Raw genomic sequence first — 22,320 nt, forward strand, 5'->3', positions numbered from 1 at the left:
GCGCGGCCTAGGACCGGTCGCGCAGGGTCTGGGACGGCGTGACACCGAAGCGGTCGCGGTAGGCGCCCGCGAAGCGGCCCAGATGCGTGAAACCCCATTCGTACGCCACCTGGCTCACGCTGGTCGTCCCGGGATCCGAGCGGTTGAGCTCCGCGTACACCCCGTCCAGCCGGACCCGCCGCAGGTACGTCAGCGGTGACATCCCCACGTGCTGCCGGAACGACTCCTGCAGGATGCGCACCCCGACCCCGGCGATGGCGGCCAGGTCCCGGGCGGTGTAGGGACGGGACGGCTCCGCGTTCATCGCGTCGAGAGCCCTTTTCACCGTACGCGGGCGGTAGGGACCTTGAAGTCCGGCGGGCTCGTCCCCGTACGGATGCTCGACCGTGAGCGCGAGCCCACTGACGACGAGATCCCGCCATCGGGCGGCCATCCGGGGCTGACTGGCGAGCCCGTCGGTGCCGCGGAGCTCGGTGAGCAGGAGGCGGACCAGCGCGGCCCAGGTACGCCCCGGCCCGTCCACGAGATCGAAGCTGGCACCCAGCGGCAGGGGCGAGACCACCCGCTGGTCCAGGGCCGCGTCGAGTTCCCGTTCCAGGGCGGCCCGCTCGATCTTGACGCTCAGCAGGCGGCAGGAGCCGGGCCAGTCGAGTTCGATGTCCCCGGTGGGCCGGTACACCGCGGCGCGGGTCGGGTCGGCCACGACCGTCGCGCCGCGGTGGCGGGAACGCAGGGTGCCGGTCAACGGGACCAGCACGTGGTACGACGTCTCCAAGCCGGCGATGTGTACCCGGATGTCGGTGCCGTACCCCACTTCACCGACCGTGATCGGGCCGAGCTCGACCACGTCGGCGTTGAAGTGGAACCGGCCGGGGTCACCGACCGGGTCGATCCGGAGCCTGCCGTAGTAGATCCGGCGGCAGAACGCGCGGGCCTCCTCCACGTCGGTGGTACGCAGCGCGACGTGGCTGGGAACGTCCGCGCCCGGTGGAGCCGGGCCGCGGACGTGGACGCCTGCCATCCGCCCAGACTAAACCGAAAGCAGGGTCCGCCCGGGTACCGCGTGCTCCGGCCAGGTGAACTCGGCGACCGCGCCGCCCCGCACCTCGAGCTCGGCGAGCGGCTCGGGGCCGTCCGCCCAGATCGAGTACCGGCCGGCCCGGAGGCCGTCGATGACCACGCAGTAGGTGACGCCACCGCTGACGTACCGGGCACGGACCGCCGCGTGCTGGCGCGCGCCCGGGTCACCCGCGGGGCTGACCTCGATCTCGTGACCGTGCCACTCGGCCTCGGTGTTGATGAGCAGGGCACCGATCTCGCCGCCGATGTTCAGCATCACCGTGCCCTGGCCGGAGGGGGCCAGCGTGTGGTGGTGGTGCCCGTGGTCGTGCGAGTGGCTGTGGCTGTGACCGTGGCTGTGCGCGTGGCTCATGAGGGCACCGAGAATCCGTCGAAGGGCGTACCCAGGAAGGGGAACTTCTTGAGCAGCTTGGCGCTGGCGTCCTTGATGCTCAGGCCCTGCTCGACGAGGGCCGCCGCGGCGTCCGGCTCGAAGTCCTTGTCGACCAGCGGCAGCGTGACACCGGCGATGGCCCGGATCGAGATGGAGACCACGTCGTCGGCGATCCGGCGGCCGTTCGGGAAGCCGGCGAGGTCGCCGTCGAGCAGGCCGAACTTCTTCTCGGTCTTCGACGGGGCGATCGCGGTGTTCAGGCGGAGCATGTCGGCCTGAACCTTTCCGGTGTTGTTCTGGAAACCGTCGATCAGGCCGCTCGGGATACCGGTGAGGAGGATGGCGAGCAGGTCGGCCCGGTCCTCCTTCTTCTTGTTCTGCGCGGCCAGGTTGTCGAAGAGGCCCGGGTAGAGCACCGGCAGGAGCGCTCCCAACTCGGGCGTGGCGACGAACTCGGCGAACTTCTTGTCCTCGCTCGGGGCCAGCGCGTTGAACTTGTCCTTCTCGGCCATCGGAACGATGACCTCGTTGAACAGCGGGTTGCCGAGCCGGGAGACCTGGACCTGCGGGCCGACGTAGACGTCGTCCGCGGTGCCCTCGCCGTTGCGGACCTGCACCTGGCGGCGGCTCGCCGAGGTCCAGACGCCGATCACGGCGCCGGAGTCCTCCGCCTTGACCCGCTTCTTGCCGTCGCGGCGGACCATGCTCAGCGGGATCTGGATCGCGATGCTGTGCACGTTGGTCTCGTCGGTCGCGTTGACCGCCTTGCCGGCGTAGTTGAAGAGCGCCTGGCCGACCAGGTGCTTGTCCTGGAAGGGACGCAGCGTGCCCAGGTCGAAGATCGAGCCCAGGTCGACGAAGAAGGCGTCGGCACGCTGGCCGGCGAAGACCTTCTCGCCGCTCTTCAGCTTGACGACGGCGTCCTCGGCGAGCTTCTCGTAGTCCGGGATCGAGATCTTGCCGACGTTGCAGGGCGGGCACTGGAGCTTCTTGGCCAGCACCGTGCTCTTGCCGTGGCTGTCGACCTTGGTGACCGAGTAGAACTGCCGCCGGTTCCAGTTCTCGCTGTCCAGCGATTCGATCTGGCCGGTGTTGTAGAGGAACGTCTTGTTGTTGCGCAGCTCGGTGCTGAACCGGAACTGGTAGGTGATGTCCGGGCGGGCGTCACCGTTCGCGTCGATGTGGATCTCGTACAGCACGTCGTCGCCGAACTCGAAGAAGTTCGGGCCGCTGGCCGGGAGCTGCAGCGGCACGTAGTTGGCGATGATGGTGACGGTGTCCGGATCGTCGGGGCTGACGAACGCGTACAGGTCGGAACTGTCAGCGACCGGGTCCTTGCTGATTTCCGGGGCTTCGCGGTGAGAAGACATGAGAAACGGTTCCTCCGGGTCAGCGGCCGGCGGCCTTGAGCAACTGGGCAGCGAGCTTTTTATCAGTCACGGTCTTTTTCGAATTGCCGGAGAACACGTCGAGCGTGCCCTTCTTAGCGTCCCGCACGGAAATCACCAGCGGCGAGTCGTCCTTGGAGGACAGAGTCTCGGCATCGCTCTCACCAGCGAGGCTGATGCCGGCGACCGAAGCGCCGGCCACCGCGACGCCGCCGACGCTGAGCGCCAGGATCGTCCGGCGATCCATCCGCGGCGAGGCCTGTGAACGGTAACGAACACGACGCATGTCGGGCCTTTCGTCTGTGTGGGGGACGGACGAGCAAATGTTGTCGACGCCCGTCAGTACGTGATCCGGGTCCCACAGGGTTCAAATGTTTTTTCAGCTTTTTCTTACGCAGGTCACAGGCTGTTCCGACGGCGGCGGAAACGGCCGAGACCCGCCGCCGCGGCCGCGAGAGCGCCCACACCGAGGGCTCCCGCGATCATCCAGTGACCGATAGTGATCGGACTGCTGCCGCTGTCGGAGGCGGCCAGGACCGCGGGTTCCGCGCTCTCCACGGGTTCCGCCACCGTCGCGGCCACCGTCGCCCGTACCGGGGCGGCCGAGGAGGCCGCGACGGAGTGCGTGGCGGACGAACGCGTGGACCGCGACGGGGACGGGGAGGCGGCCGCCGCCGGGAAGATCAGGTCGGAGCACGAGTAGTAGGTGTCCGGCGTACTGCTCGTCTGCCAGACCACGTAGAGGATCTGGTGGCCGGTCCGCTCCGGCAGCGTCACCTTCATCCGGTACGCCCCACCGGTGAGCGGCGGGTCGGTGATCGACGCGAGCGGCTTGCTGCCCAGGGCGTCCCAGGTCAGCTTCTTCTCCGCATCCCAGCTCGCCTTGGTCAGGTAGAGCCGGAAGGTCCCCTCGTGCGGGATCGTCCCCTCGTACGACACCGACAGCTTCTGCCCCGACTTCACCGAGGTCGACGGCCAGTCGTCGCGGACCAGGTCGAGGCCCCGGTAGAGGTCCAGGCCCGCGCTGCAGAGCTTCCCGTCCGGCACGAACTTCTCGTCGTCGCCGTTCACGTTCGCGATCCGGATGTTGTCGAAGGCGCCGAGGAAGCCGTCGGTCGCCTTCTTCGCCGCCTTGCAGGCCGCGGCGTTCGGCTTGGTGCCGTTCCCGGCGCAGGCCGCCGACCGGCTGATCGGGGTGGTCGGGGCGCCGTGCGCGGAGGCGGGCGCGGCCGGCACGGCCAGGGTCGCGCCCACGGCCAGGAGACCGGCGGCGGTGATGCGGCGGACGGGCATGGGAATCCCCCAGCGGATGGAACGGCCGGGACGGTCCCGGTCACCCGGGAGATACGGAGATCCGGCACCGCTCGTTCAGCGAGGCTCGGGCTGTGATTGCATGACCGAGACTGGTAACACCCTTACGGGAGGATTCATGAACAAGCCCGACGTCGGTCCCATGCCGGCCGAAGTCCCCAGTGAGCTGGTCGTCGAGGACCTGGTCGAGGGCACCGGCCAGGAGTCGAAGGCCGGCGATTTCGTCAGCGTGCACTACGTCGGCGTCGCCCACTCCACCGGTAAGGAGTTCGACGCCTCCTACAACCGCGGCGAGGCGTTCGGCTTCCGGGTCGGCGGCCAGCAGGTCATCGCCGGCTGGGACCAGGGCGTGGCCGGCATGAAGGTGGGTGGCCGTCGCAAGCTGACCATCCCTCCGCACCTGGGCTACGGCTCGCGCGGCGCCGGCGGCGTGATCAAGCCGAACGAGACGCTGGTCTTCGTCGTGGACCTGGTCGAGGTCCACTGACCACGAACTAGCTGAGGGGGCCCGGGCGAGAGTCCGGGTCCTCCAGCAGTCCGGAGAGCCCCTCGGCGGCGTCCGCACGGACCTGCGCGATCAGCGCCTCCTCCTCGGCGAACCGGGCCTCCTCGGCCAGCACCTCGGCGGCGACCTCGGCGACGTGCGCCTCCTGGCGGACGCGGACCGTCTCGACCAGGGCCTCCTTCAGCCGCGAGCGCGCCGCGGTGACGTCCGCACCGTTCTGATCGGGTTCTTCGGTACGGGTCCGCTCCCAGATCCGGTTGAGCTGCTCGGACGAGAGCTCGCCGCGCCCGTACGCCTCCAGCGCCGCCCGCTCTATCAGCAGCCGGGCCGGCTCCCCGACGGCGACCCGTGCCTCCCACTGCGCCTCGCGGTACCGCGCCTCGGCCTCCTCGCGTACCCCGGTCGCCTCGGTGGCCCGGTCCCGGGCCTGGTCGGCGGTGGCCACCGCGCGCCGGGCCGCGGCCCGCACCTCCTCGGCGCCCGCCACCAGCTCGACCGCGACGTCCGCCGGGTCCGGGCCGGCGGCCGCCCGGGCCGGACCGGGCCGCTCCCGTTGCCGGGAGGCCAGCCAGGCCAGGCCCCCGAGCGCCATCACCGCGAGGATCACCAGCGCCATCAGGATCTGCGCCGCCATCACTGCCAACGTTCCGTGCCCTCCGTGCGTCCCCACTCCCGTCCATCGACGGTAATAGTCCCCGCAAAACGGGCGCGCACGGGGTCCCGGGCTCACCCCGCGCTGGTACGCAGGGTGGTGCAGCCGTCCGTCTCGTCCGGGAGCATCGGGCGGAAGGTGATCTGGTACTTCTTCCCGCCGGAGACCCACGGCGTGCGCTGGTTGGCCTCAGCCGCCGCGTCCCAGACCGTGGTCGCCTCGGTGCCGGTCACGGCGACGCAGCCGATCCCGGTGGCGTCGTTCATGATCTCGCCGGGCAGTGCGGGCCCGGGCCACGCCACGTCGGCCCCGGTCAGCCCGTCACCCGGGTCGTTGTACGTGCTCGCCAGCGCGACCACCGACGTCGGCCGGTACGCCTCCACCTTCGTCGGGCTGTCGGTGGAGTAGGCGGTGAGCTTCTCCACGAAGGCGTTCAGCTTCTTACGCGCCGCCCGCTGGGCCGCGGTGAGCGTCTCGTCCTCGGGCTGCGCCTCACTGAGCGCCACCACCTCGACGGACTGCGTGGTCCCACCGGTCACCAGGGTGACCCTGGTGTTCGGCGCGTCCGCGATGTTCGGCGAGCCGAACTCGGCGCCGGTCTTCACGCCGGCGGCGGTGGCCTCGGTGATCCACTGCTGGACCAGCTCCGGGGTCACCCGCTGGACCTGCACGTTCGGCTGGGCGGGCCCCGGGGCGATAGCCGGCACCGGGCCCTCGGTGATCACCCGGCCGTCGGCGTAGACGCTGACCAGCGGGAGCCGGCCGAGGAGGTACTGGGCGGGGACGAAGCCGCCGCGTTTCTCCACCCGGAGCACCGCGGGGGCGCTCGCCGCGGAGGCGCTCTCGGTGACCGGGTCGGCCGTGCCGGCCGAGCCCGCCGATCCGGCGCTGGTGCCGGGCTGAGCACAGGCGGCGAGCAGGAGCAGGGGTAGGGCGGTCAGGAGGCCGCGGGTTCGAGTCATACCGGGTACGACGAGCCGCGCCCGGCCCCGGTTCCCCGCTCCGCCCGGTTTCCCGCCGAACGGGTGGATCTCCCCGCAGGAGGGTTCAGGGAACGACCCGGGCGCTGCGCCCCTGGACCGCGACGACGTCACCGGCGTGCAGCTGGCGGCCGCGGCGGGTGTCGACCTCACCGTTCACGGTCACGTCACCCGAGGCGATCAGGATCTTGCCCTCGCCCCCGGTCTCGATGAGGTCGGCCAGCTTGAGGAACTGTCCCAGCCGGATCATGTCACCGTCGATCGGCACGTCGCGCATGCCGACCATTCTCGGGTACGCCCGGACCCCCGCCGGAGACCGGGGGCGGCACGGTGATCGACAGCCGTGGTGAGGTGCGCGAAAAGAACCGGAAAACTTTCCACGGCCCGTTGAACCATCGGGGCACGTGATCCGAACTAGTTCTCGTGAGGCATTTGGGGACGGCCCGCCGCGCGGGCGTACTGACCGTGATGGCCGCGGCCGGCGTGCTCGGCGTGGCCGGGCCGGCGTTCGCCGACGTGACGGTCAGCCCGCCCAGCGCTGTCCAGGGCAGCGGAGAGAATCTGACCTTCCACGCCACCAACACCGGCACCAAGCCGGTGTCGACGGTGGTCCTGCGGATACCGGACGACACGCCGGTCGCCGAGGTCTACCCGCTCTCGGTGGACGACTGGGCGCCGAAGATCGACGAACGGAAGCTGAGTACGCCGCTCGCCACCATCCACGGCGGCACCCCGGTCAGCGAGGCCACCGACTCGATCACCTGGATCGCGGTCGGCGGGAAGTCGATCGCGCCGGGCGGTTCCGCCGATCTGAGCGTCGCCATCGGCCCGCTGCCGACGCTCAGCACCATGCGCTTCGACGTCGAGATGAAGTACACGGACGGCACCGCCGCTCCCGCGTCCACCGCCACGCTCCAGCTCACCGCCGACCCGTCCGGTACGACGGCCGCGCACGCCCACGGCGCGACGGCCACCACCGCCCCGGCCGCCGACGACGAGGAGGAGCTGTTCCGCCAGCTCGTGGCGAACGCCGAGGAGCAGAACCGGGGCATGCCGGTGCTCTCCATCGCCGGCTGGGTGATCGCGGCGCTCGCGCTCTTCGGCGCCGGCTGGATCTACGTCAAGAGCCGGCACCGCGCCGAGGAGGAGCCCGGCGAGCCGGACGAGGACGAGGACGCGCCGAAGGCCGAGGCGGACGCCGAGGTCTCCCCTCCCACGGCCGAGACCGCGACCGAGACCCCCGCGGAGAAGGCGGAGGACGGCGAGGAGAAGGAAGCCGTCGCCGCCGGTAAGTGGAGTCTCAAGAACTGAACTGACAAGCTCCCACGCAGGCAGGGTCCTGCAGCGGGAAACCTCACGCGGGTGGGCGTGAGGTTGTCGTGAAGACGCGCGTGGGGCGCGGACCACGACAGGCGGGTGGGGCCCCGGGCAAGGCCCGTGATCCGCGCGTCGAACGGGTGGGGAGCCACATGGCTCCCCACCCGTTCGTAGTTCCGGGCCGGTTCTAGACCGGGACGACCCGCTCGGTGCGGAGCGAGTCGATGATCTCCCGTTCCACCCGGTCCGACTCGTCGTGCGGGATCTGGCAGGTGCCGGCCGCGATGTGCCCGCCGCCGCCGTACCGGAGCATCACCTCGCCGATGTCCACCGGTGAGGTGCGGTCGAGGATCGACTTGCCGCAGGCGAAGACGGTGTTCAGCTTCTGCCGTCCCCAGATGACGTGGATCGAGATCCGGGCCTCGGGGAAGAGCGCGTACACCATGAACCGGTTGCCGGCCTCGATCACCTCCTCGTCGCGCAGGTCGACCAGGACCACGTCGCCGTCGAGCCGGCTGACCCGGTGCAGCTGTTCGACGAAGCGCGCCGAGCAGTCGTGGAAGAGCTTGGCCCGCTCCGAGACGTCCGGCAGGGCGAGGATCTCGTGGACGTCCGAGTGCTCGATGCAGGCGTCGATGAGCTGCATCATCAGCTGGTAGTTGGAGATCCGGAAGTTGCGGAAGCGGCCCAGGCCGGTCCGGCTGTCCATCAGGAAGTTCAGCAGCGTCCAGCCGGCCGGGCTGAGGATGTCGGTGAGCGAGTAGTCCGCCGAGTCGGCCTGGTCGACTGCGAGCATCAGGTCGTCGGAGACCTTGGGGAAGCGCGCCTTGCCGCCGAAGTGGTCGTAGATCACCCGGGCCGCCGACGGCGCGTCCGCGTCGATGACGTGGTTGCTCCGGTCCCCCTCGGCACGCAGCGTCTCCGAGTGGTGGTGGTCGAAGACCAGGTAGGCCCGGGAGTCGTACGGCAGGTTGGTCAGGATGTCCCGGTCGGTCACCTCGACGACGCCGTCCTGCACGTCCTTGGGGTGGACGAACAGGATGTTGGACTCGTCGATCATGTCCAGGTGACGCAGCAGCACGGCGCAGACGAGGCCGTCGAAGTCGCTGCGGGTCACGAGCCGGTACTTCACGGGGTCCCCCTCGGTTGCCACGCCTTTGCGCCCATTTTGCCACTTTTATCGGTAAGGCCCGTGTCGCTTGAAGTGAAGTGATCGCGCGACCTGAGGCGGCACCGGGTGACGTCCGTCACCGGTACTCACCGGTAACCCCGTGTTTACCGCCACTTGTCCCGCACTGAGCGGATCGGGCTGAACCATCAAGGGGTGCCGCTGCGTAAGGTTCAAGCGGACGCACAACCCGGTCGGAGGACACGGAAAGATGGACCAACCTCAGCTCATCCAGGAGCGCAGCGCTCCGCCGGCCACCCTGGTGATCTTCGGCGCCTCCGGTGACCTGACCCGGCGCAAGCTGCTCCCGGCGGTGGAGAGTCTCGCCCGGCACAACCACCTGCCCGACCAGTTCGCGCTGGTCGGCGTCGCCCGGACGCCGATGTCCGACGAGCAGTTCGCGGAGAGCGCCCTGGGTGGCCGCAGCCTGGCCAGCAAGCGCCAGCTCGCCGGCGGCATCCGGTACGTCGCGGGCGGCTACGACGACCCCGAGACCTACAAGCGGCTCTCCGAGACCCTCGACGAGCTGGACGCGCAGCGCGGCACGTCCGGTAACCGGCTGTTCTACCTCTCCACCCCGGCGAACGCCTTCGAGCCGGTGATCAACGGGCTGGCCGGCGCCGGGCTGAACCAGGCCTACGACGGCTCCTTCTCCCGCCTGGTGATCGAGAAGCCGTACGGGCGGGACCTGCCCACCGCGCGCGAGCTCGACGGCGTGGTGCACAGCGTCTTCGACGAGGCGAACGTCTTCCGCATCGACCACTACCTGGGCAAGGACACCGTCCAGAACGTGCTGGCGCTGCGCTTCGCCAACTCGATCTTCCAGCCGATCTGGGACCGCTCCTGGGTCGACCACGTGCAGATCACCGTCGCCGAGACGCTCGGCGTCGGCACCCGCGGCGGCTTCTACGAGCACGCCGGCGCGATGCGTGACATCGTGCAGAACCACGTGCTCCAGGTCCTCGCGCTCGCCCTGATGGAGCCGCCGGCCTCGTTCGGCGCCGAGGACCTGCGCAACGAGAAGGTGAAGCTGCTCCAGGCGATCCGGCTCCCCACCGACCGGGACATCGCCGACGCCGCCGTCCGGGGTCAGTACACCCGTGGTGGCACCCGCGAGGAGCTGATGGCCGGGTACCGCGAGGAGATCGGCGTCGACCCGCTGTCGCGGACCGAGACGTTCGCCGCGATGCGCCTCAACGTGGACAACTGGCGCTGGGCCGGGGTGCCGTTCTACGTGCGTACCGGAAAGCGCTTGCCTGCCCGGGTCACCGAGGTCGCCCTGCAGTTCCAGCGGCCGCCGCACCTGCCGATCCCGACCAGCCAGCTGACCGAGCTGGACGCGGACGCCCTGGTGCTGCGGATCCAGCCGAACGAGGGCATCTCGCTCCGGTTCGGCGCCAAGGTGCCCGGCCACTCGTTCCGGGTGCGCACCGCCAGCATGGACTTCTCGTACGAGCAGACTTTCCGTGAGGAGTCGCCGGAGGCGTACGAGCGTCTGCTGCTGGACGCGCTGATCGGCGACCCGACACTCTTCATCCGCACCGACGAGGTGGAGCAGTGCTGGCGGATCGTCGACCCGATCATCGAGCACTGGCGCAAGGACCAGTCGCCGATCCCGACGTACGAGGCCGCCTCGTGGGGCCCGACCGACGCGGACCGGTTGATCGGCCGCAGCGGCAGGAAGTGGCGTAACGCCGGCTGACGGCCGGAGGAACGGGCGCCGACGCGCCACGGCGACCGGAAGAACTGCGGCGGTGGGCGGGCTCGCCTAGGGTGAATGGTCAGCAACATCGATACATCCCTCGCGAGCTCGCTCCCCGACCGGAAAGAAACAGTGGCATGCAGGTCTCGGTCGCGCACCATCCACCGAACACGGCCGTCCTCGTCCTGCGCGGTTCCCTCGACATCGACACCGCGCCCGTCCTCAAGGCCAACCTGGGCCGCCTCGTCGAACGCCCCGCCCCGCGCGTGGTGGTGGACGTGGCCGGTCTCGACTTCTGCGACTCGATGGGCGTCGGCGTGCTGGTCACGGCACACGGGCGCGCCGCCGAACGTGGCGGCTGGGTCCGCCTGGCCTCCCCCTCCGGCTTCCTCCGCCGCCTCTTCGACACCCTCGGGCTCAGCGACTACCTGCCGATGTTCCCGGACGTCACGTCGGCACTGACCGAGGAGAAACCCCCCGAACCGCCCGTCTAGCCGAGCGTGCCAGCCGAGCCCGCCAGCCGAGCCCGTCTAGCGGAGCGTGCCCGCCGCGACCTCGTCCAGCGCCGCCACCGCGGCGCCCCGGGCGCCGGCCATGTCCAGGTCGGGCACGAGTGCGAAGGTGGCGGCCTTCGCCTGCTCGTCGCGCAGGTCGGTGCCCTCGCGGACGGTGTTCAGGAACCACTGCCGGAAGTGCGGCGCCGCCTCGACCACGCCACCGCCGAGGAAGTAGGCGGCCGGGTCGGTGAAGTTCGCCGCGATGGTGAAGAGCTTGCCGATCGCCTTGGCCTGCTGGGTGAAGACCGCGATGGCGAGCGGGTCCTCCTTCTCACCGTACCCGCGGAGCTGCTTGGCGGCGCTCGCGACCGGCTCGGCGGCGAGCGGGTGATCGGGGAACCTCGTCAGCCAGTACGGCAGCAGGTTCTTCTTGATCCCGGTCAGCGACGCGATGCTCTCCACGTCGCCCTCGAACCCGCAGTTGCAGAGCGGCATGTGGTCGCGGAGCTGGTCCTCCTCGAGCACCCCGTGCAGCGGGATCTGCACGTGACCCAGTTCGCCGGCCATCCCGGCGACGCCCCGGATGACCTTGCCGTTCTCCACCACTCCCCCGCCGAGCCCGGTGCCGACGATCGCGGCGACCGAGGAGCGCTCCACCGCCTCCGCGCCGAAGTGCCGGTGGTGGGCGTAGAGGGCGGCGGCGTTGGCGTCGTTGTTGTAGATCACCGGCAGGCCGAGCCGGGCCTCCAGCGCGCCCCGGATGTCGAAGCCGTGCCAGGAGGCCTGGTTGAAGTTGGTGGCGCCCTTCGAGGAGATCACCCCGTGCGCGCTGGCCGGGCCGGGCGTGTCCAGGCCGACCGCGCGGACCAGCGAGAGCGGCGTGCTGGTCAGGTCGAGGATGTCGGTGAACGCGGCGGCGAGCGACTCGACCGCCGACTCCGGGCCGTCCAGCACCCGGCTCGGGTTCTCCACCAGGCTCTCCACCAGGAACTGGCCGGTCGCGTCCAGCACGGTGGCGTTGTTGCACGTTCCGCCGTTGTCGAGCCCGACAACCACCCAGGACGCCGGGGTGCGCACGGTTTCTCCCTGATCCACGGATGCGAGCCTACGTCCGAATCAGCCGTTCGGTCAGGGGTGCGGACGGATTGCGGGCTCGTTAGTCACGGTTGCAGCGGCGCGGGCATGCGCCGCACACGCCGAACCGCATCGCATGGAGCGCCGTTTGCTGATCGCCGGAACCGCCGCCGCCACCGTGGCCGTGACCACCGGGCTCGCCCTCGAGGCCCCGGCCGTCGCCGCTCCCACCCGGGCCGCCGCTGCCGCGCCAGGGGATCTGGTCGGCGCGGACCCGATCGCCCACCTGCTGCGCCGCGCCACCCACGGTCCGACGCCGGCCTCGCTCGCCGAGGCCCGCCGCCTGGGCGCCGCCGCGTGGCTGGAGCGCCAGCTGGCGCCGGCGAAGATCGCGGACTCCGTCTCGGACGGGCTGGTCGCGCGGCTTCCGCTGGCGTTCGCTGCGATTGCGGATGTACGCGCTGCCGTCGCGAAGAACTCGTACGTGCCGATGAAGCAGCTCGGCCGGGCCACCATCGCGCGGGCCGTCTGGAGCAACCGGCAGCTCTTCGAGGTCACCGCCGCGTTCTGGGCCAACCACCTGCACGTCGCCGCGCCGTCCAGTGGCGTCTGGGACTCGCGGGGCGACTACGAGGCCCGGGTGATCCGCGCCCACGCGTTCGGCCGGTTCGCCGACATGCTCAAGGCCTCGGCCCGGCACCCGGCGATGCTCACCTACCTGGACCAGCGCTCGTCGACGAAGCAGCACCCGAACGAGAACTACGCCCGCGAGCTGATGGAGCTGCACACCGTCGGCATGGGCTACACCGAGGACGACGTGCAGGCCGCGTCGCGCCTGCTCACCGGGCTGACCGTGAACAAGGGCTCCGGGCAGTACGCCTACGACGCCTCGCTGCACCTCACCGGCGCGGTCCGGATCCTCGGGTTCACGCACGCCAACGCGGGCACCGACGGCGAGGCCGCGGCGCTGGCCCTCCTCGACCACCTGGCCCGGCTCCCGGCGACCGCCGAGCGGCTGGCCCGCAAGCTCTGCGTCCGGTTCGTCGCCGACGAGGCGCCGGAGTCCCTGGTCACCCGGCTGGCCGAGGTCTACCTGGCGAACGACACCGCGATCGTGCCGGTGCTGCGCGCGCTCTTCACCTCGGCGGAGTTCGCCGCGTCGATCGGGCGGAAGACCCGGACGCCGTACGAGGACCTGATCGCGTCCGTCCGCGCTCTCGGTCTCGGCCCGGAGAAGGACGGGGTCGCGGGCCTGGACGCGCTCTACGACATCGTGGCCGGTGCCGGGAACGCGCCGTTCCGCTGGTCGCCGCCGAACGGATTCCCGGACGTCGCGGCGATCTGGGCGTCGCCCTCCGCTTTCCTGGCCCGCTGCAACGCCCACCTGAACCTGGCCGGCGGCTGGTACCCGAAGCAGCTGACCCGCCCCGCCGACCTGCTCAGCACGCTGGCCGGGCCGCTGCCGGCCACCTACGGCGCATTGATCGACGCGCTCGCCGTACGCCTGATCGGGGTGCGGCTGCCGGCCGCGCACACGGCGGCCGTGCTCAGTGTCGCGGGAAAGCTGCCGACCAGTCCCCTGACCGCCAAGGACGGGTCGCTGGCCGGGAACGCGCCGTACCTGATCGCCCTGGTCCTCGACTCGCCCTCGTTCCAGCTGAGGTGACCGCCGCATGACGACCGAGGAGTGCTGCGCGGAGAACCGCGCCGCCACGCTGACCCGGCGCGGGCTGCTGGGCACGGCGGGTGCCGTGCTGGGCGGGCTCGCGGCCACGACGATCGACACCCGGCTGGCGTTCGCGGCCGACCGGAGCGGGTACGACGGGGACGTGCTCGTCGTCGTCTCCCTGCACGGCGGGTTCGACGGGCTGTCCGCCATCGCGCCCGTCGGGGACGCCGAGTACTACCGGGCCCGGCCGACGATCGGCGTACCCAAGAATCTGATCCTGGATGGTGACGGGTCCTTCGGCCTGCATCCGGCCCTCGCGCCGCTGCTGCCGCTCTGGCGCAACGGTTCCCTCGCGGCGGTGCACGCGGTCGGGCAGCCGAATCCGACCCGGTCGCACTTCGCGGCCATGGAGGCGATGGAGAACGCGGCGCCCGGTACGGACCTGCGCACCGGCTGGCTGGAACGGATGCTCGGGCGGACCGGGGCGACCGCACCGCTGGCCGGGGTCGCGATGGGCAGCACGATGCCCTCACGGCTGATGGGGTCCACCGGCGCCGTCGCGATGTCCGGCATCGACACCTTCGCGCTGGCCGGGGAGGGTAAGCGGCCGATGGCGGCGGCGCTGCGGGCGATGTACGCGGACGCCCCGGCCCACCTGGCCGCACCGGTGCTCGCCGCCGACCGTGCCCTCGCCGCCACCGGCCGGGTGAAGGCGGCCGGGGCGGGGAACGCCGCGTACCCGAAGACCGACCTGGGCACCGCGCTACGCGACGTGGCCCGGCTGATCAGAAACGGATCCGGGCTGGTCACGGCCGCGGTGGACTGCGGCGACTGGGACATGCACCAGGGGCTGGGCCCGGCGGTCGCGGGCCACCGGATGTACGACAACCTCGCCGGCCTGGCCGCCGCGCTGGCCTCCTTCGCCGCCGACCTGGGGCCGGACGGGATGAAGGGGGTGACCGTGCTCACCGTCAGCGAGTTCGGGCGGCGGGTGCGGGAGAACTCGTCCCGGGGCTGCGACCACGGCCACGGCAACGCGATGCTGCTGCTCGGCGGCGGCATCCGCGGCGGCAGGGTCTACGCCGACTGGCCCGGTCTGGCACCGGACGACCTGGTCGCGGGCGATCTGCGGGCCACCACCGACTACCGCTCGGTGATCGGCGAACTCCTCCAGCGGCGCTGCGGCTTCGGCTCCCTCGACGACGTCTTCCCGGGCGTCGCACCGTCCCGTTTCGGGCTGGCCGCCGCGCGATAGCCCTCCGGATCGCCGAAGGGCCGGCACTCCCCTGGCAGGGAGCGCCGGCCCATCTCGGGTGGAGCGGTGGATCAGCGGCCGGCGGCGGTGCGGCGCTTCGACCAGATGTCGAAGGCGACCGCGGCCAGCAGGACCGCGCCCTTGACCAGCATGACCGTCTCGGAGGCCGCGCCGATCAGGATCATGCCGTTGTTGATGACACCCATGATCAGGCCGCCGGTGATGGCACCGACCACCTTGCCGACACCGCCCTGGACCGCGGCGCCACCGATGAAGGCGGCCGCGATGGCGTCCAGCTCGAAGCTGTTACCGGCGGTCGGGTTGGCCTGGTTCAGCCGGCCCGCGAAGATCAGGCCGGCCAGCGCGGAGAGCACGCCCATGTTCACGAAGAGCCAGAACAGCACCGACTTGACCTTGACGCCGGAGAGCGTCGCGGCCTGCAGGTTGCCACCGATCGCGTAGATCTGCCGGCCGAAGACGGCCCGGTTCGTCACCAGGGTGTAGCCGACGACCAGGACGGCGAGCAGGATCAGCACCCAGGGCATGTTGCGGTACCGGGCCAGCTGCACGATCACGAACATCACCAGCACGGCCGGGATGACCGCCTTGACGATGAAGAGCCACAGCGGGTCGACGACCTGGTTGTACGCGACCCGGCCGGCGCGGGCGCGCCACTGGGTGAACACGATGGCGACCACGACGAGCAGGCCGACGATGATGCTGAACAGGTCGGCGCCGCCGAGCGCGTTACCGAGGCCGATGTTGCCGAGGAAGCCGTCGGTGAAGCCGTTCGCCAGGTTCCGGACCGGGTCCGGGAACGGGCCGATGCCCTGGTTGCCCAGGATCTTGTAGGTGACGGCCCGGAACAGCAGCATGCCGGCGAGCGTGACGATGAAGGCGGGGATGCCGAAGTACGCCACCCAGAAGCCCTGCCACGCGCCGATCAGCGCACCGAAGAGCAGCGTGAGGACCAGGGCGATCGGCCACGCCACGTCGTGCTGGACCATCAGCACCGCGGCGAACGCGCCCGTCGCACCGACCACCGAGCCGACCGAGAGGTCGATGTGCCCGGCGATGATGATCAGGATCATGCCGATCGCGAGGATCAGCACGTACGAGTTCTGCACGATGATGTTGCTGATGTTCTGCGGGGCGAGCAGGTCACCGTCGGTGAGGATGGTGAACAGCACGATGATCGCCGCGAAGGCGATGTAGATACCGCTCTGCTTCAGGTTGAGGTTGAAGCCGCTCTTCTTGCCGGGCGCCTGAGCCGGCTGCTTGCCGACCGCGAGGTCCGCGTTGGTGGGTGCGACCGTCACGGCGCGACCTCCTGTTCTTCCTTCGTCATGAGAGTCATCAGGGACTCCTGCGTCGCCTCGGCGCGCGCCACCTCGCCGGTGATCCGTCCGGCCGAGAGGGTGTAGATGCGGTCGCAGATCCCGAGCAGTTCGGGGAGCTCCGAGGAGATGACCAGAACGGCCTTACCCTCGTCCGCGAGCCGGTTGATGATCGTGTAGATCTCGTACTTCGCGCCGACGTCGATACCGCGTGTCGGCTCGTCCAGGATGAGCACGTCCGGGTTGGTGAAGATCCACTTCGAGAGTACGACCTTCTGCTGGTTACCGCCGGAGAGCTTGCCGACGACCGCCTCGACGGTCGGCGCCTTGATGTTCATGCTGGCCCGGAACTCGTCCGCGACCTTGTGCTCCTCGTTGCCGTCGACCCAGCCCCGCTTCGCGAGCTTGCCGAGGGCGGCGGCGGAGATGTTGCGCTTGATGTCCTCGATCAGGTTGAGGCCGTAGCGCTTGCGGTCCTCGGTCGCGTACGCGAGGCCGTGCTTGATGGCCTCCTGCACCGACCGGGCCTGGATCTCCTTGCCGTCCTTGACCAGGCGACCGGAGATGTTCACCCCGTACGAGCGGCCGAAGACGCTCATCGCGAGCTCGGTGCGCCCGGCGCCCATCAGGCCGGCCAGGCCGACGATCTCGCCCCGGCGCAGCGTCAGGTTCGCCTTGTTGACCAGCGCCCGGTCCGGCTGGGTCGGGCTGAAGACGGTCCAGTCCTCGATCCGCAGGACCTCGTCGCCGATGGTGGAGTCGTGCTCCGGGTACCGGTGCTCCAGGTCCCGGCCGACCATGCCCGAGATGATCTTGTCCTCGGTGAGCTTCGCGGTCTCCTCGGTCCAGATGGTCTTACCGTCCCGCAGGATGGTGACCCGGTCCGAGATGCTCATCACCTCGTTGAGCTTGTGCGAGATGATGACGCAGGTGATGCCCTCGTCCCGCAGCCCGCTCAGCAGTCCGAGCAGGTGGGCCGAGTCGTCGTCGTTCAGCGCCGCGGTGGGCTCGTCCAGGATCAGCAGCTTGACGTCCTTGGAGAGCGCCTTGGCGATCTCGACGAGCTGCTGCTTGCCGACGCCCAGGTTGATGACCGGGGTGACCGCGCTCTCCGCCAGACCCACCCGGCGCAGCAACTCGTCGGCGGCGGCGTTGGTCTTGTTCCAGTCGATCCAGCCGCCCTTGGCCTGCTCGTTGCCGAGGAAGATGTTCTCGGCGATGGAGAGGTTGCCGGCGAGCGCGAGCTCCTGGTGGATGATGACGATGCCCTTGTGCTCGCTGTCCCGGATGCCCGAGAACTGGCAGGTCTCACCGTCGTACTCGATGGAGCCGTCGTAGGTGCCGGTCGGGTAGACCCCGGAGAGCACCTTCATCAGGGTCGACTTGCCGGCCCCGTTCTCGCCGCAGATGGAGAGGATCTCGCCCCTGCGGACTTCAAGGTTGACGTCCTGCAACGCCTTGACGCCCGGGAACGTCTTGGTGATGCCTGACATCCGAAGGATGGTGTCAGTCATGTGGGACCCTCCTTGGGCCGCTAAGGAGAGAACCGAGCCCCGCCCGCTGGGGTCGGGCGGGGCTCGGAGCTAGATCACTTCAGGTCGGCCTCGGTGTAGTAACCCGAGTCGATGAGCTCCTTCTGGTAGTTGCTCTTGTCGACGATGACCGACTCGAGCAGCATCGACGGAACGACCTTCTTGCCGTTGTCGTAGTCCGTGGTGTTGTTCGTGGTGGGGGTCTGGCCCTTCAGGATGGCGTCGGCCATCGAGACGGTGGTCTTGGCCAGCTCGCGGGTGTCCTTGTAGATGGTGGAGTACTGCTCACCCGCGATGATCGACTTGACCGACGCCTTCTCGGCGTCCTGGCCGGTCACGATCGGGTACGCCTGCGAGGAGGTGCCGTAACCGGCGCTCTTCAGGGCGGAGAGGATACCGATCGAGATGCCGTCGTACGGCGAGAGGACGCCGTCGACCTTGGTGCCGCTCTTGTAGGTGGAGGTCAGCAGACCCTCCATGCGCTTCTGCGCGGTGGCCGGGTCCCAGCGCAGCGTGGCGACGGTCTTGAAGTCCTTCTGACCGGACTTGACGACCAGGGTGCCCTTGTCGATGTACGGCTGCAGAACGCTCATCGCGCCGTTGAAGAAGAACGTCGCGTTGTTGTCGTCCGGCGAGCCGGCGAAGAGCTCGATGTTGAACGGGCCGGTCTTGCTGCCCGCCGAGCCGTCCGCGTTCAGCAGGCCGAGGCCGGTGATCAGCGAGGTGGCCTGCTGGATGCCGACCTTCTCGTTGTCGAACGTCGCGTAGTAGTCGACGTTCGCGCTGTCGCGGATCAGGCGGTCGTACGCGATGACCGGGATGTTGGCGGCCTTCGCGCTGTCCAGCTGGCTGGTGATCGCGGTGCCGTCGATCGAGGCGATGATCAGGAGCTTGGCACCCTTGGTGATCTGGGTGTCCAGCTGCTGGGTCTGGGTCGGGATGTCGTTCTCCGCGTACTGGAGGTCGACCTTGTAGCCCAGGGCCTCGAGCTGCTTCTTCACGTTGTCACCGTCGGCGACCCAACGCTCCGAGGACCGGGTCGGCATGGTCACGCCGACCAGGGCGCCGGTGTTGTCCGTGCTCGTCGACGTCTTCTCGCTGGTCTTCTCGCTGGACCCGCAGGCGCCCATCGTGGCGACCAGGGTGGCAGCGGTGAGGACCGCCGCGATCCGTGGGTATTTCATGGTGAAACTCCTCTTTGAGCGTTGGTGTTACAGAGGGCGGGCCAGGCGGTGGTACGCCTGGTTCCACCGCACCCGGTCGGCGAAGTCGTCGGTCGTGGTGCGGCCATCGATGAGCAGGAGCTCGGTCTGGGCCATGGTGGCGAAGTCCCGGAGGACCTCCGCTCCGACGGCCTGGGTGAGCACGGTGTGGTGCGGGCCCCCGGCCGTCAGCCAGCACTCGGCCGACGTCGACAACGACGGCGCAGGCTTCCACACGGCACGGGCGACTGGCAAGTTGGGCAGCGGCTCGTCCGGCGTGACCACGTCGATCACGTTCGCGACGAAGCGGAACCGCTCGCCGAGGTCGGCCAGGCCGATCACCACACCCGGGCCCGGGGTGGCGTCGAAGACCAGGCGGACCGGGTCCTCGCGGCCGCCGATGCCGAGCGGGTGGATCTCCAGCTTCGGCTTACCCGCGGCGATCGTCGGGCACACCTCCAGCATGTGCGCGCCCAGGATCTTGGGCTCACCGGGGCCGAAGTGGTAGGTGTAGTCCTCCATGAACGAGGTGCCGCGGCCGGTGCCGGCGCCCATCGCCTTGATCGTGGCGAGCAGGACGGACGTCTTCCAGTCGCCCTCGCCGCCGAAGCCGTAACCGTCGGCCATCAGGCGCTGCACGGCCAGGCCGGGGAGCTGGCGCAGCCCGCCGAGGTCCTCGAAGTTGGTGGTGAACGCGCCGAACCCGCCGTCGGTCAGGAACCGCCGCAGACCGGCCTCGATCCGCGCGCCGTAGCGCAGCGATTCGGCACGCTCGCCCAGCAGCTCGGGCGCGATGTCGTAGGTCTCGCGGTACTCGTCGATGAGCGCGTCGATCGTCTTCTCGTCGACCGCGTCGACCACCTCGACCAGGTCGTTCACACCGTACGTGTTGACCGAGACGCCGAAGCGCAGCTCGGCCTCGACCTTGTCGCCCTCGGTGACCGCGACGTCGCGCATGTTGTCGCCGAAGCGGGCCAGGCGCAGCGTCCGCATCCGCTGCAGGCCGGTCGCCGCCTTCGCCCAGCCCTCGACCCGCGCCTGCACGGCGGGGTCGGAGGTGTGCCCCGCGACCGTCTTGCGCGGCACGCCGAGGCGGGCCTGGATGAACCCGAACTCCCGGTCGCCGTGCGCGGCCTGGTTGAGGTTCATGAAGTCCATGTCGATGGACTCCCACGGCAGCGACACGTTGTGCTGGGTGTGCAGGTGCAGCAGCGGCTTGCGCAGCGCGTCCAGGCCACCGATCCACATCTTCGCCGGCGAGAACGTGTGCATCCAGGCGATCACGCCGATCACGTCCGGGTCGGCGTTCGCCTCCAGCATGGTCTGCTTGATCGCGCCCGAGTCGGTCAGGACCGGCTTGGTGATCAGCTCGGCGGTGAGGCCGCCGGCCAGGGTCCGCTGGATCTCGGCGGACTGGTCGGCCACCTGCTGGAGGGTCTCCGGGCCATAGAGGTGCTGGCTACCGGTGAGAAACCAGATCTGCGGTTTCATCGGTTTTTCCTTTGAGGTTGTGAAAAAATCAGCGGTTCTCGGTGGCTCGTCGCGGGATGACGTCAATCCACAACCCACACATACCAGGGACGGTCCCGCCGGAAGATCTGTTCATCTCATGGCACATCGCGTCACGACGCGTCGAGGCGCCCCGGACGCCGGTGGCGTGGGCGGCGCTCTGCTCGACGACGCGCATGAGGTGTACCTCCACGAGGGGAGCCGAACGGTGGCAGCGGCCACACTCCGGCGGGAGAGCCCTAGTGTTATCGCTAACAATTCTCGTGTCAACGCGCCGTCTGCAACAACGCGGTAACGGCCGTTTAACCCGGCGCGGACCACACCGGAAACACCCCACTCCCGGCTACGCCGGTCGCGTCTGTCCCGGATTCTGCTCCACACCTCGAAGATCGGCCACCCCGGTCGCCAGTTGCGCCTTTTTCCGGTACGCCCGGAGCAGGGTCTTCCTGCCGCCCCGCCCGAACCGGCGGATGAGCGAGGTTCGACCCCACCGCGCGCACCCGTGAGCGGGCGCGCCGCCCCCGAGCACCTTTTGAGCGCGGTGGAGACGCCGTCGGGCGTACGGGAAAAGCCCCGGCCGCGAGAAGGAGCCGGGGCAGTGACCTCGAGTGACCGGAAGGCCGCCGTGGGTCAGACGGACGGCGGGGTGACGCTCTGCCGGACGACCAGCTGGGCCGGGACGACGACCTGGTCGGCGGTGGCGGGCTCGTCGTGGATCTGGCCGAGCAGCAGGGTGAGAGCCGCGCGGGCCACGTCGCCGAACCCCTGGCGGACCGTGGTCAGGGGCGGGATGAAGAAGGCGGCCTCGGGTACGTCGTCGAAACCGACCAGGCTCACGTCGTGCGGCACCCGGCGGCCGCGCTCGTGCAGGGCGCGCAGCACACCGAGCGCGAGGTGGTCGTTGGCCGCGAAGACCGCGGTGACCTCGGGCATCCGGGCCAGCATCTGACCGGCACGGTAGCCCTCGGCGGCCGACCAGTCGGCGCTGAGCAGCGGCGGGATCTCGGCGCCCGCCTCCTCCAGGGTCTGCCGCCAGCCCTGGATGCGGCCCGCCGAGTCGAACCAGTCGGTCGGGCCGGAGACGTGCCAGACGGTCTGGTGCCCGGCCTCCAGCAGATGCCGGGTCGCGGCCCGGGCGCCGGCCACCTGATCCACCGTGACCAGGGCGCGGCCGCCGGCCGGATCGCCGTCGATGAAGACCACCGGGACGTCGGCGGGGATCTCCGCGAGGGCCTCGGCGGCGGACGCGGTCTGTGCGATCACCACCAGGCCGGCCACCCGCTGGTCCAGGTGACGCTCGACCACCGCCCCTATCGAGTCGCGGTCCAGCTCGCGGACGCTGCCGACGCTCACCGCGAACCCGGCGTCCGCGGCGGCCTGCTCGAACTCGGTCAGCATCGAGGCCGGACCGTAGAGCGTGCTGTTCCGCGCGACCACGCCGATCAGCTGGGACCGGCCGGTGACCAGGGCACGGGCCGCCCGGTTGGGACGATAGCCCAGCTCGGCGATGGCGGCACGGACCCGTATCCGGGTCTGCTCCTTGACGTTCGGATGATCGTTGAGGACGCGCGAGACGGTCTGGTGCGACACACCGGCGAGCCGGGCCACATCCGTCATGGCCGGACTACGGGTTCCCCTGGGCTCCAACTTGCGCACCTCGCCGTGTCGAGTTGTCATGGAGAGTAACGGGTCAACCGCACACTCCGATGTGCGAAAATGTTATCGATAACAATCCCATTGCGCGAGCCCCGCACGGGCGTTGGGTGACG

21 protein-coding genes are annotated in these 22,320 nt (G+C 70.0%); 6 read left to right on the top strand and 15 right to left on the bottom strand.

Annotated features, from left to right (window positions below; genetic code table 11):
* Positions 1 to 7: 7 nt before the first annotated feature.
* The 5 genes from AB0M08_RS26060 to AB0M08_RS26080 all read right to left on the bottom strand — a co-directional run bounded on the left by AB0M08_RS26060 (position 8) and on the right by AB0M08_RS26080 (position 4,134).
* A complete protein-coding gene (locus tag AB0M08_RS26060; RefSeq protein ID WP_364498228.1) occupies positions 8 to 1,021 on the bottom strand; it encodes an AraC family transcriptional regulator in 1,014 nt (337 codons plus the stop codon).
* Between the two features lie 9 nt (positions 1,022 to 1,030).
* Positions 1,031 to 1,432, bottom strand: coding sequence for a phospholipase (locus AB0M08_RS26065; RefSeq protein ID WP_364498230.1), 402 nt, complete (start codon positions 1,430 to 1,432; stop codon positions 1,031 to 1,033).
* Positions 1,429 to 2,823 (bottom strand): DUF4331 domain-containing protein, encoded by a 1,395-nt coding sequence (locus tag AB0M08_RS26070; protein WP_364498233.1) that lies wholly within the window; start codon positions 2,821 to 2,823, stop codon positions 1,429 to 1,431. The genes AB0M08_RS26065 and AB0M08_RS26070 overlap by 4 nt, the downstream gene beginning before the upstream one ends.
* A 19-nt stretch (positions 2,824 to 2,842) precedes the next feature.
* Positions 2,843 to 3,127, bottom strand: a complete 285-nt coding sequence (locus AB0M08_RS26075; protein ID WP_364498236.1) for a hypothetical protein — start codon at positions 3,125 to 3,127, stop codon at positions 2,843 to 2,845.
* 113 nt (positions 3,128 to 3,240) lie between these two features.
* A complete protein-coding gene (locus AB0M08_RS26080) occupies positions 3,241 to 4,134 on the bottom strand; it encodes a lytic polysaccharide monooxygenase (RefSeq protein WP_364498239.1) in 894 nt (297 codons plus the stop codon).
* Between the two features lie 136 nt (positions 4,135 to 4,270).
* Between AB0M08_RS26080 and AB0M08_RS26085 the strand changes: the two genes are divergently transcribed.
* Positions 4,271 to 4,639 carry an FKBP-type peptidyl-prolyl cis-trans isomerase gene (locus tag AB0M08_RS26085; RefSeq protein WP_364498241.1) on the top strand — a complete coding sequence of 123 codons (369 nt, stop codon included), beginning with the start codon at positions 4,271 to 4,273 and terminating at the stop codon, positions 4,637 to 4,639.
* Between the two features lie 7 nt (positions 4,640 to 4,646).
* Here the strand turns inward: AB0M08_RS26085 and AB0M08_RS26090 are convergent, their stop codons facing one another.
* The 3 genes from AB0M08_RS26090 to AB0M08_RS26100 all read right to left on the bottom strand — a co-directional run bounded on the left by AB0M08_RS26090 (position 4,647) and on the right by AB0M08_RS26100 (position 6,566).
* Positions 4,647 to 5,291: a hypothetical protein gene (locus AB0M08_RS26090; RefSeq protein ID WP_364498244.1), complete on the bottom strand. Its 645-nt coding sequence runs from the start codon at positions 5,289 to 5,291 to the stop codon at positions 4,647 to 4,649.
* Positions 5,292 to 5,383: 92 nt separating this feature from the next.
* Positions 5,384 to 6,271, bottom strand: a complete 888-nt coding sequence (locus tag AB0M08_RS26095; RefSeq protein WP_364498247.1) for a hypothetical protein — start codon at positions 6,269 to 6,271, stop codon at positions 5,384 to 5,386.
* An 85-nt stretch (positions 6,272 to 6,356) separates the two neighbouring features.
* On the bottom strand, positions 6,357 to 6,566 hold the full coding sequence (locus AB0M08_RS26100) for an RNA-binding S4 domain-containing protein (RefSeq protein ID WP_364498249.1): 210 nt from the start codon (positions 6,564 to 6,566) through the stop codon (positions 6,357 to 6,359).
* A gap of 155 nt (positions 6,567 to 6,721) precedes the next feature.
* On the opposite strand from AB0M08_RS26100, the gene AB0M08_RS26105 reads away from it, so the two are divergent.
* Positions 6,722 to 7,600, top strand: a complete 879-nt coding sequence (locus AB0M08_RS26105) for a DUF1775 domain-containing protein (RefSeq protein WP_364498252.1) — start codon at positions 6,722 to 6,724, stop codon at positions 7,598 to 7,600.
* 193 nt (positions 7,601 to 7,793) lie between these two features.
* On the opposite strand, the gene AB0M08_RS26110 is transcribed toward AB0M08_RS26105, so the two are convergent.
* A complete protein-coding gene (locus AB0M08_RS26110; protein WP_364498254.1) occupies positions 7,794 to 8,738 on the bottom strand; it encodes an exopolyphosphatase in 945 nt (314 codons plus the stop codon).
* A 247-nt stretch (positions 8,739 to 8,985) separates the two neighbouring features.
* Between AB0M08_RS26110 and zwf the strand changes: the two genes are divergently transcribed.
* Positions 8,986 to 10,476, top strand: a complete 1,491-nt coding sequence (gene zwf / locus AB0M08_RS26115; protein WP_364498256.1) for a glucose-6-phosphate dehydrogenase — start codon at positions 8,986 to 8,988, stop codon at positions 10,474 to 10,476.
* A 137-nt stretch (positions 10,477 to 10,613) separates the two neighbouring features.
* A complete protein-coding gene (locus AB0M08_RS26120; RefSeq protein ID WP_364498259.1) occupies positions 10,614 to 10,970 on the top strand; it encodes an STAS domain-containing protein in 357 nt (118 codons plus the stop codon).
* Between the two features lie 36 nt (positions 10,971 to 11,006).
* On the opposite strand, the gene AB0M08_RS26125 is transcribed toward AB0M08_RS26120, so the two are convergent.
* A complete protein-coding gene (locus AB0M08_RS26125; RefSeq protein ID WP_364498262.1) occupies positions 11,007 to 12,068 on the bottom strand; it encodes an ROK family protein in 1,062 nt (353 codons plus the stop codon).
* A gap of 127 nt (positions 12,069 to 12,195) precedes the next feature.
* Here AB0M08_RS26125 and AB0M08_RS26130 point away from each other — a divergent pair, with 127 nt between their 5' ends.
* Together AB0M08_RS26130 and AB0M08_RS26135 are read left to right on the top strand one after the other, a co-directional pair.
* The gene (locus AB0M08_RS26130; protein WP_364498265.1) at positions 12,196 to 13,713 is read left to right on the top strand and encodes a DUF1800 domain-containing protein; all 1,518 of its coding nucleotides are present in this window, start codon (positions 12,196 to 12,198) and stop codon (positions 13,711 to 13,713) included.
* Positions 13,714 to 13,720: 7 nt separating this feature from the next.
* Positions 13,721 to 14,971 (top strand): DUF1501 domain-containing protein, encoded by a 1,251-nt coding sequence (locus AB0M08_RS26135; RefSeq protein ID WP_364498268.1) that lies wholly within the window; start codon positions 13,721 to 13,723, stop codon positions 14,969 to 14,971.
* Positions 14,972 to 15,042: 71 nt separating this feature from the next.
* Here the strand turns inward: AB0M08_RS26135 and mmsB are convergent, their stop codons facing one another.
* The 5 genes from mmsB to AB0M08_RS26160 all read right to left on the bottom strand — a co-directional run bounded on the left by mmsB (position 15,043) and on the right by AB0M08_RS26160 (position 22,168).
* On the bottom strand, positions 15,043 to 16,290 hold the full coding sequence (gene mmsB / locus AB0M08_RS26140; protein ID WP_364498270.1) for a multiple monosaccharide ABC transporter permease: 1,248 nt from the start codon (positions 16,288 to 16,290) through the stop codon (positions 15,043 to 15,045).
* Complete coding sequence (gene mmsA / locus AB0M08_RS26145; RefSeq protein ID WP_364498272.1) at positions 16,287 to 17,822, bottom strand: multiple monosaccharide ABC transporter ATP-binding protein; 1,536 nt, start codon at positions 17,820 to 17,822, stop codon at positions 16,287 to 16,289. The genes mmsB and mmsA overlap by 4 nt, the downstream gene beginning before the upstream one ends.
* Before the next feature lie 74 nt (positions 17,823 to 17,896).
* Positions 17,897 to 19,024, bottom strand: coding sequence for a multiple monosaccharide ABC transporter substrate-binding protein (chvE, locus tag AB0M08_RS26150; RefSeq protein ID WP_364498274.1), 1,128 nt, complete (start codon positions 19,022 to 19,024; stop codon positions 17,897 to 17,899).
* Between the two features lie 27 nt (positions 19,025 to 19,051).
* Positions 19,052 to 20,533: an L-arabinose isomerase gene (gene araA, locus AB0M08_RS26155; RefSeq protein WP_364498276.1), complete on the bottom strand. Its 1,482-nt coding sequence runs from the start codon at positions 20,531 to 20,533 to the stop codon at positions 19,052 to 19,054.
* A 648-nt stretch (positions 20,534 to 21,181) separates the two neighbouring features.
* Positions 21,182 to 22,168, bottom strand: a complete 987-nt coding sequence (locus AB0M08_RS26160; protein ID WP_364498277.1) for a LacI family DNA-binding transcriptional regulator — start codon at positions 22,166 to 22,168, stop codon at positions 21,182 to 21,184.
* Positions 22,169 to 22,320: the final 152 nt, after the last annotated feature.

Source organism: Actinoplanes sp. NPDC051851, from assembly GCF_040681165.1.
Lineage (GTDB): Bacteria > Actinomycetota > Actinomycetes > Mycobacteriales > Micromonosporaceae > Actinoplanes.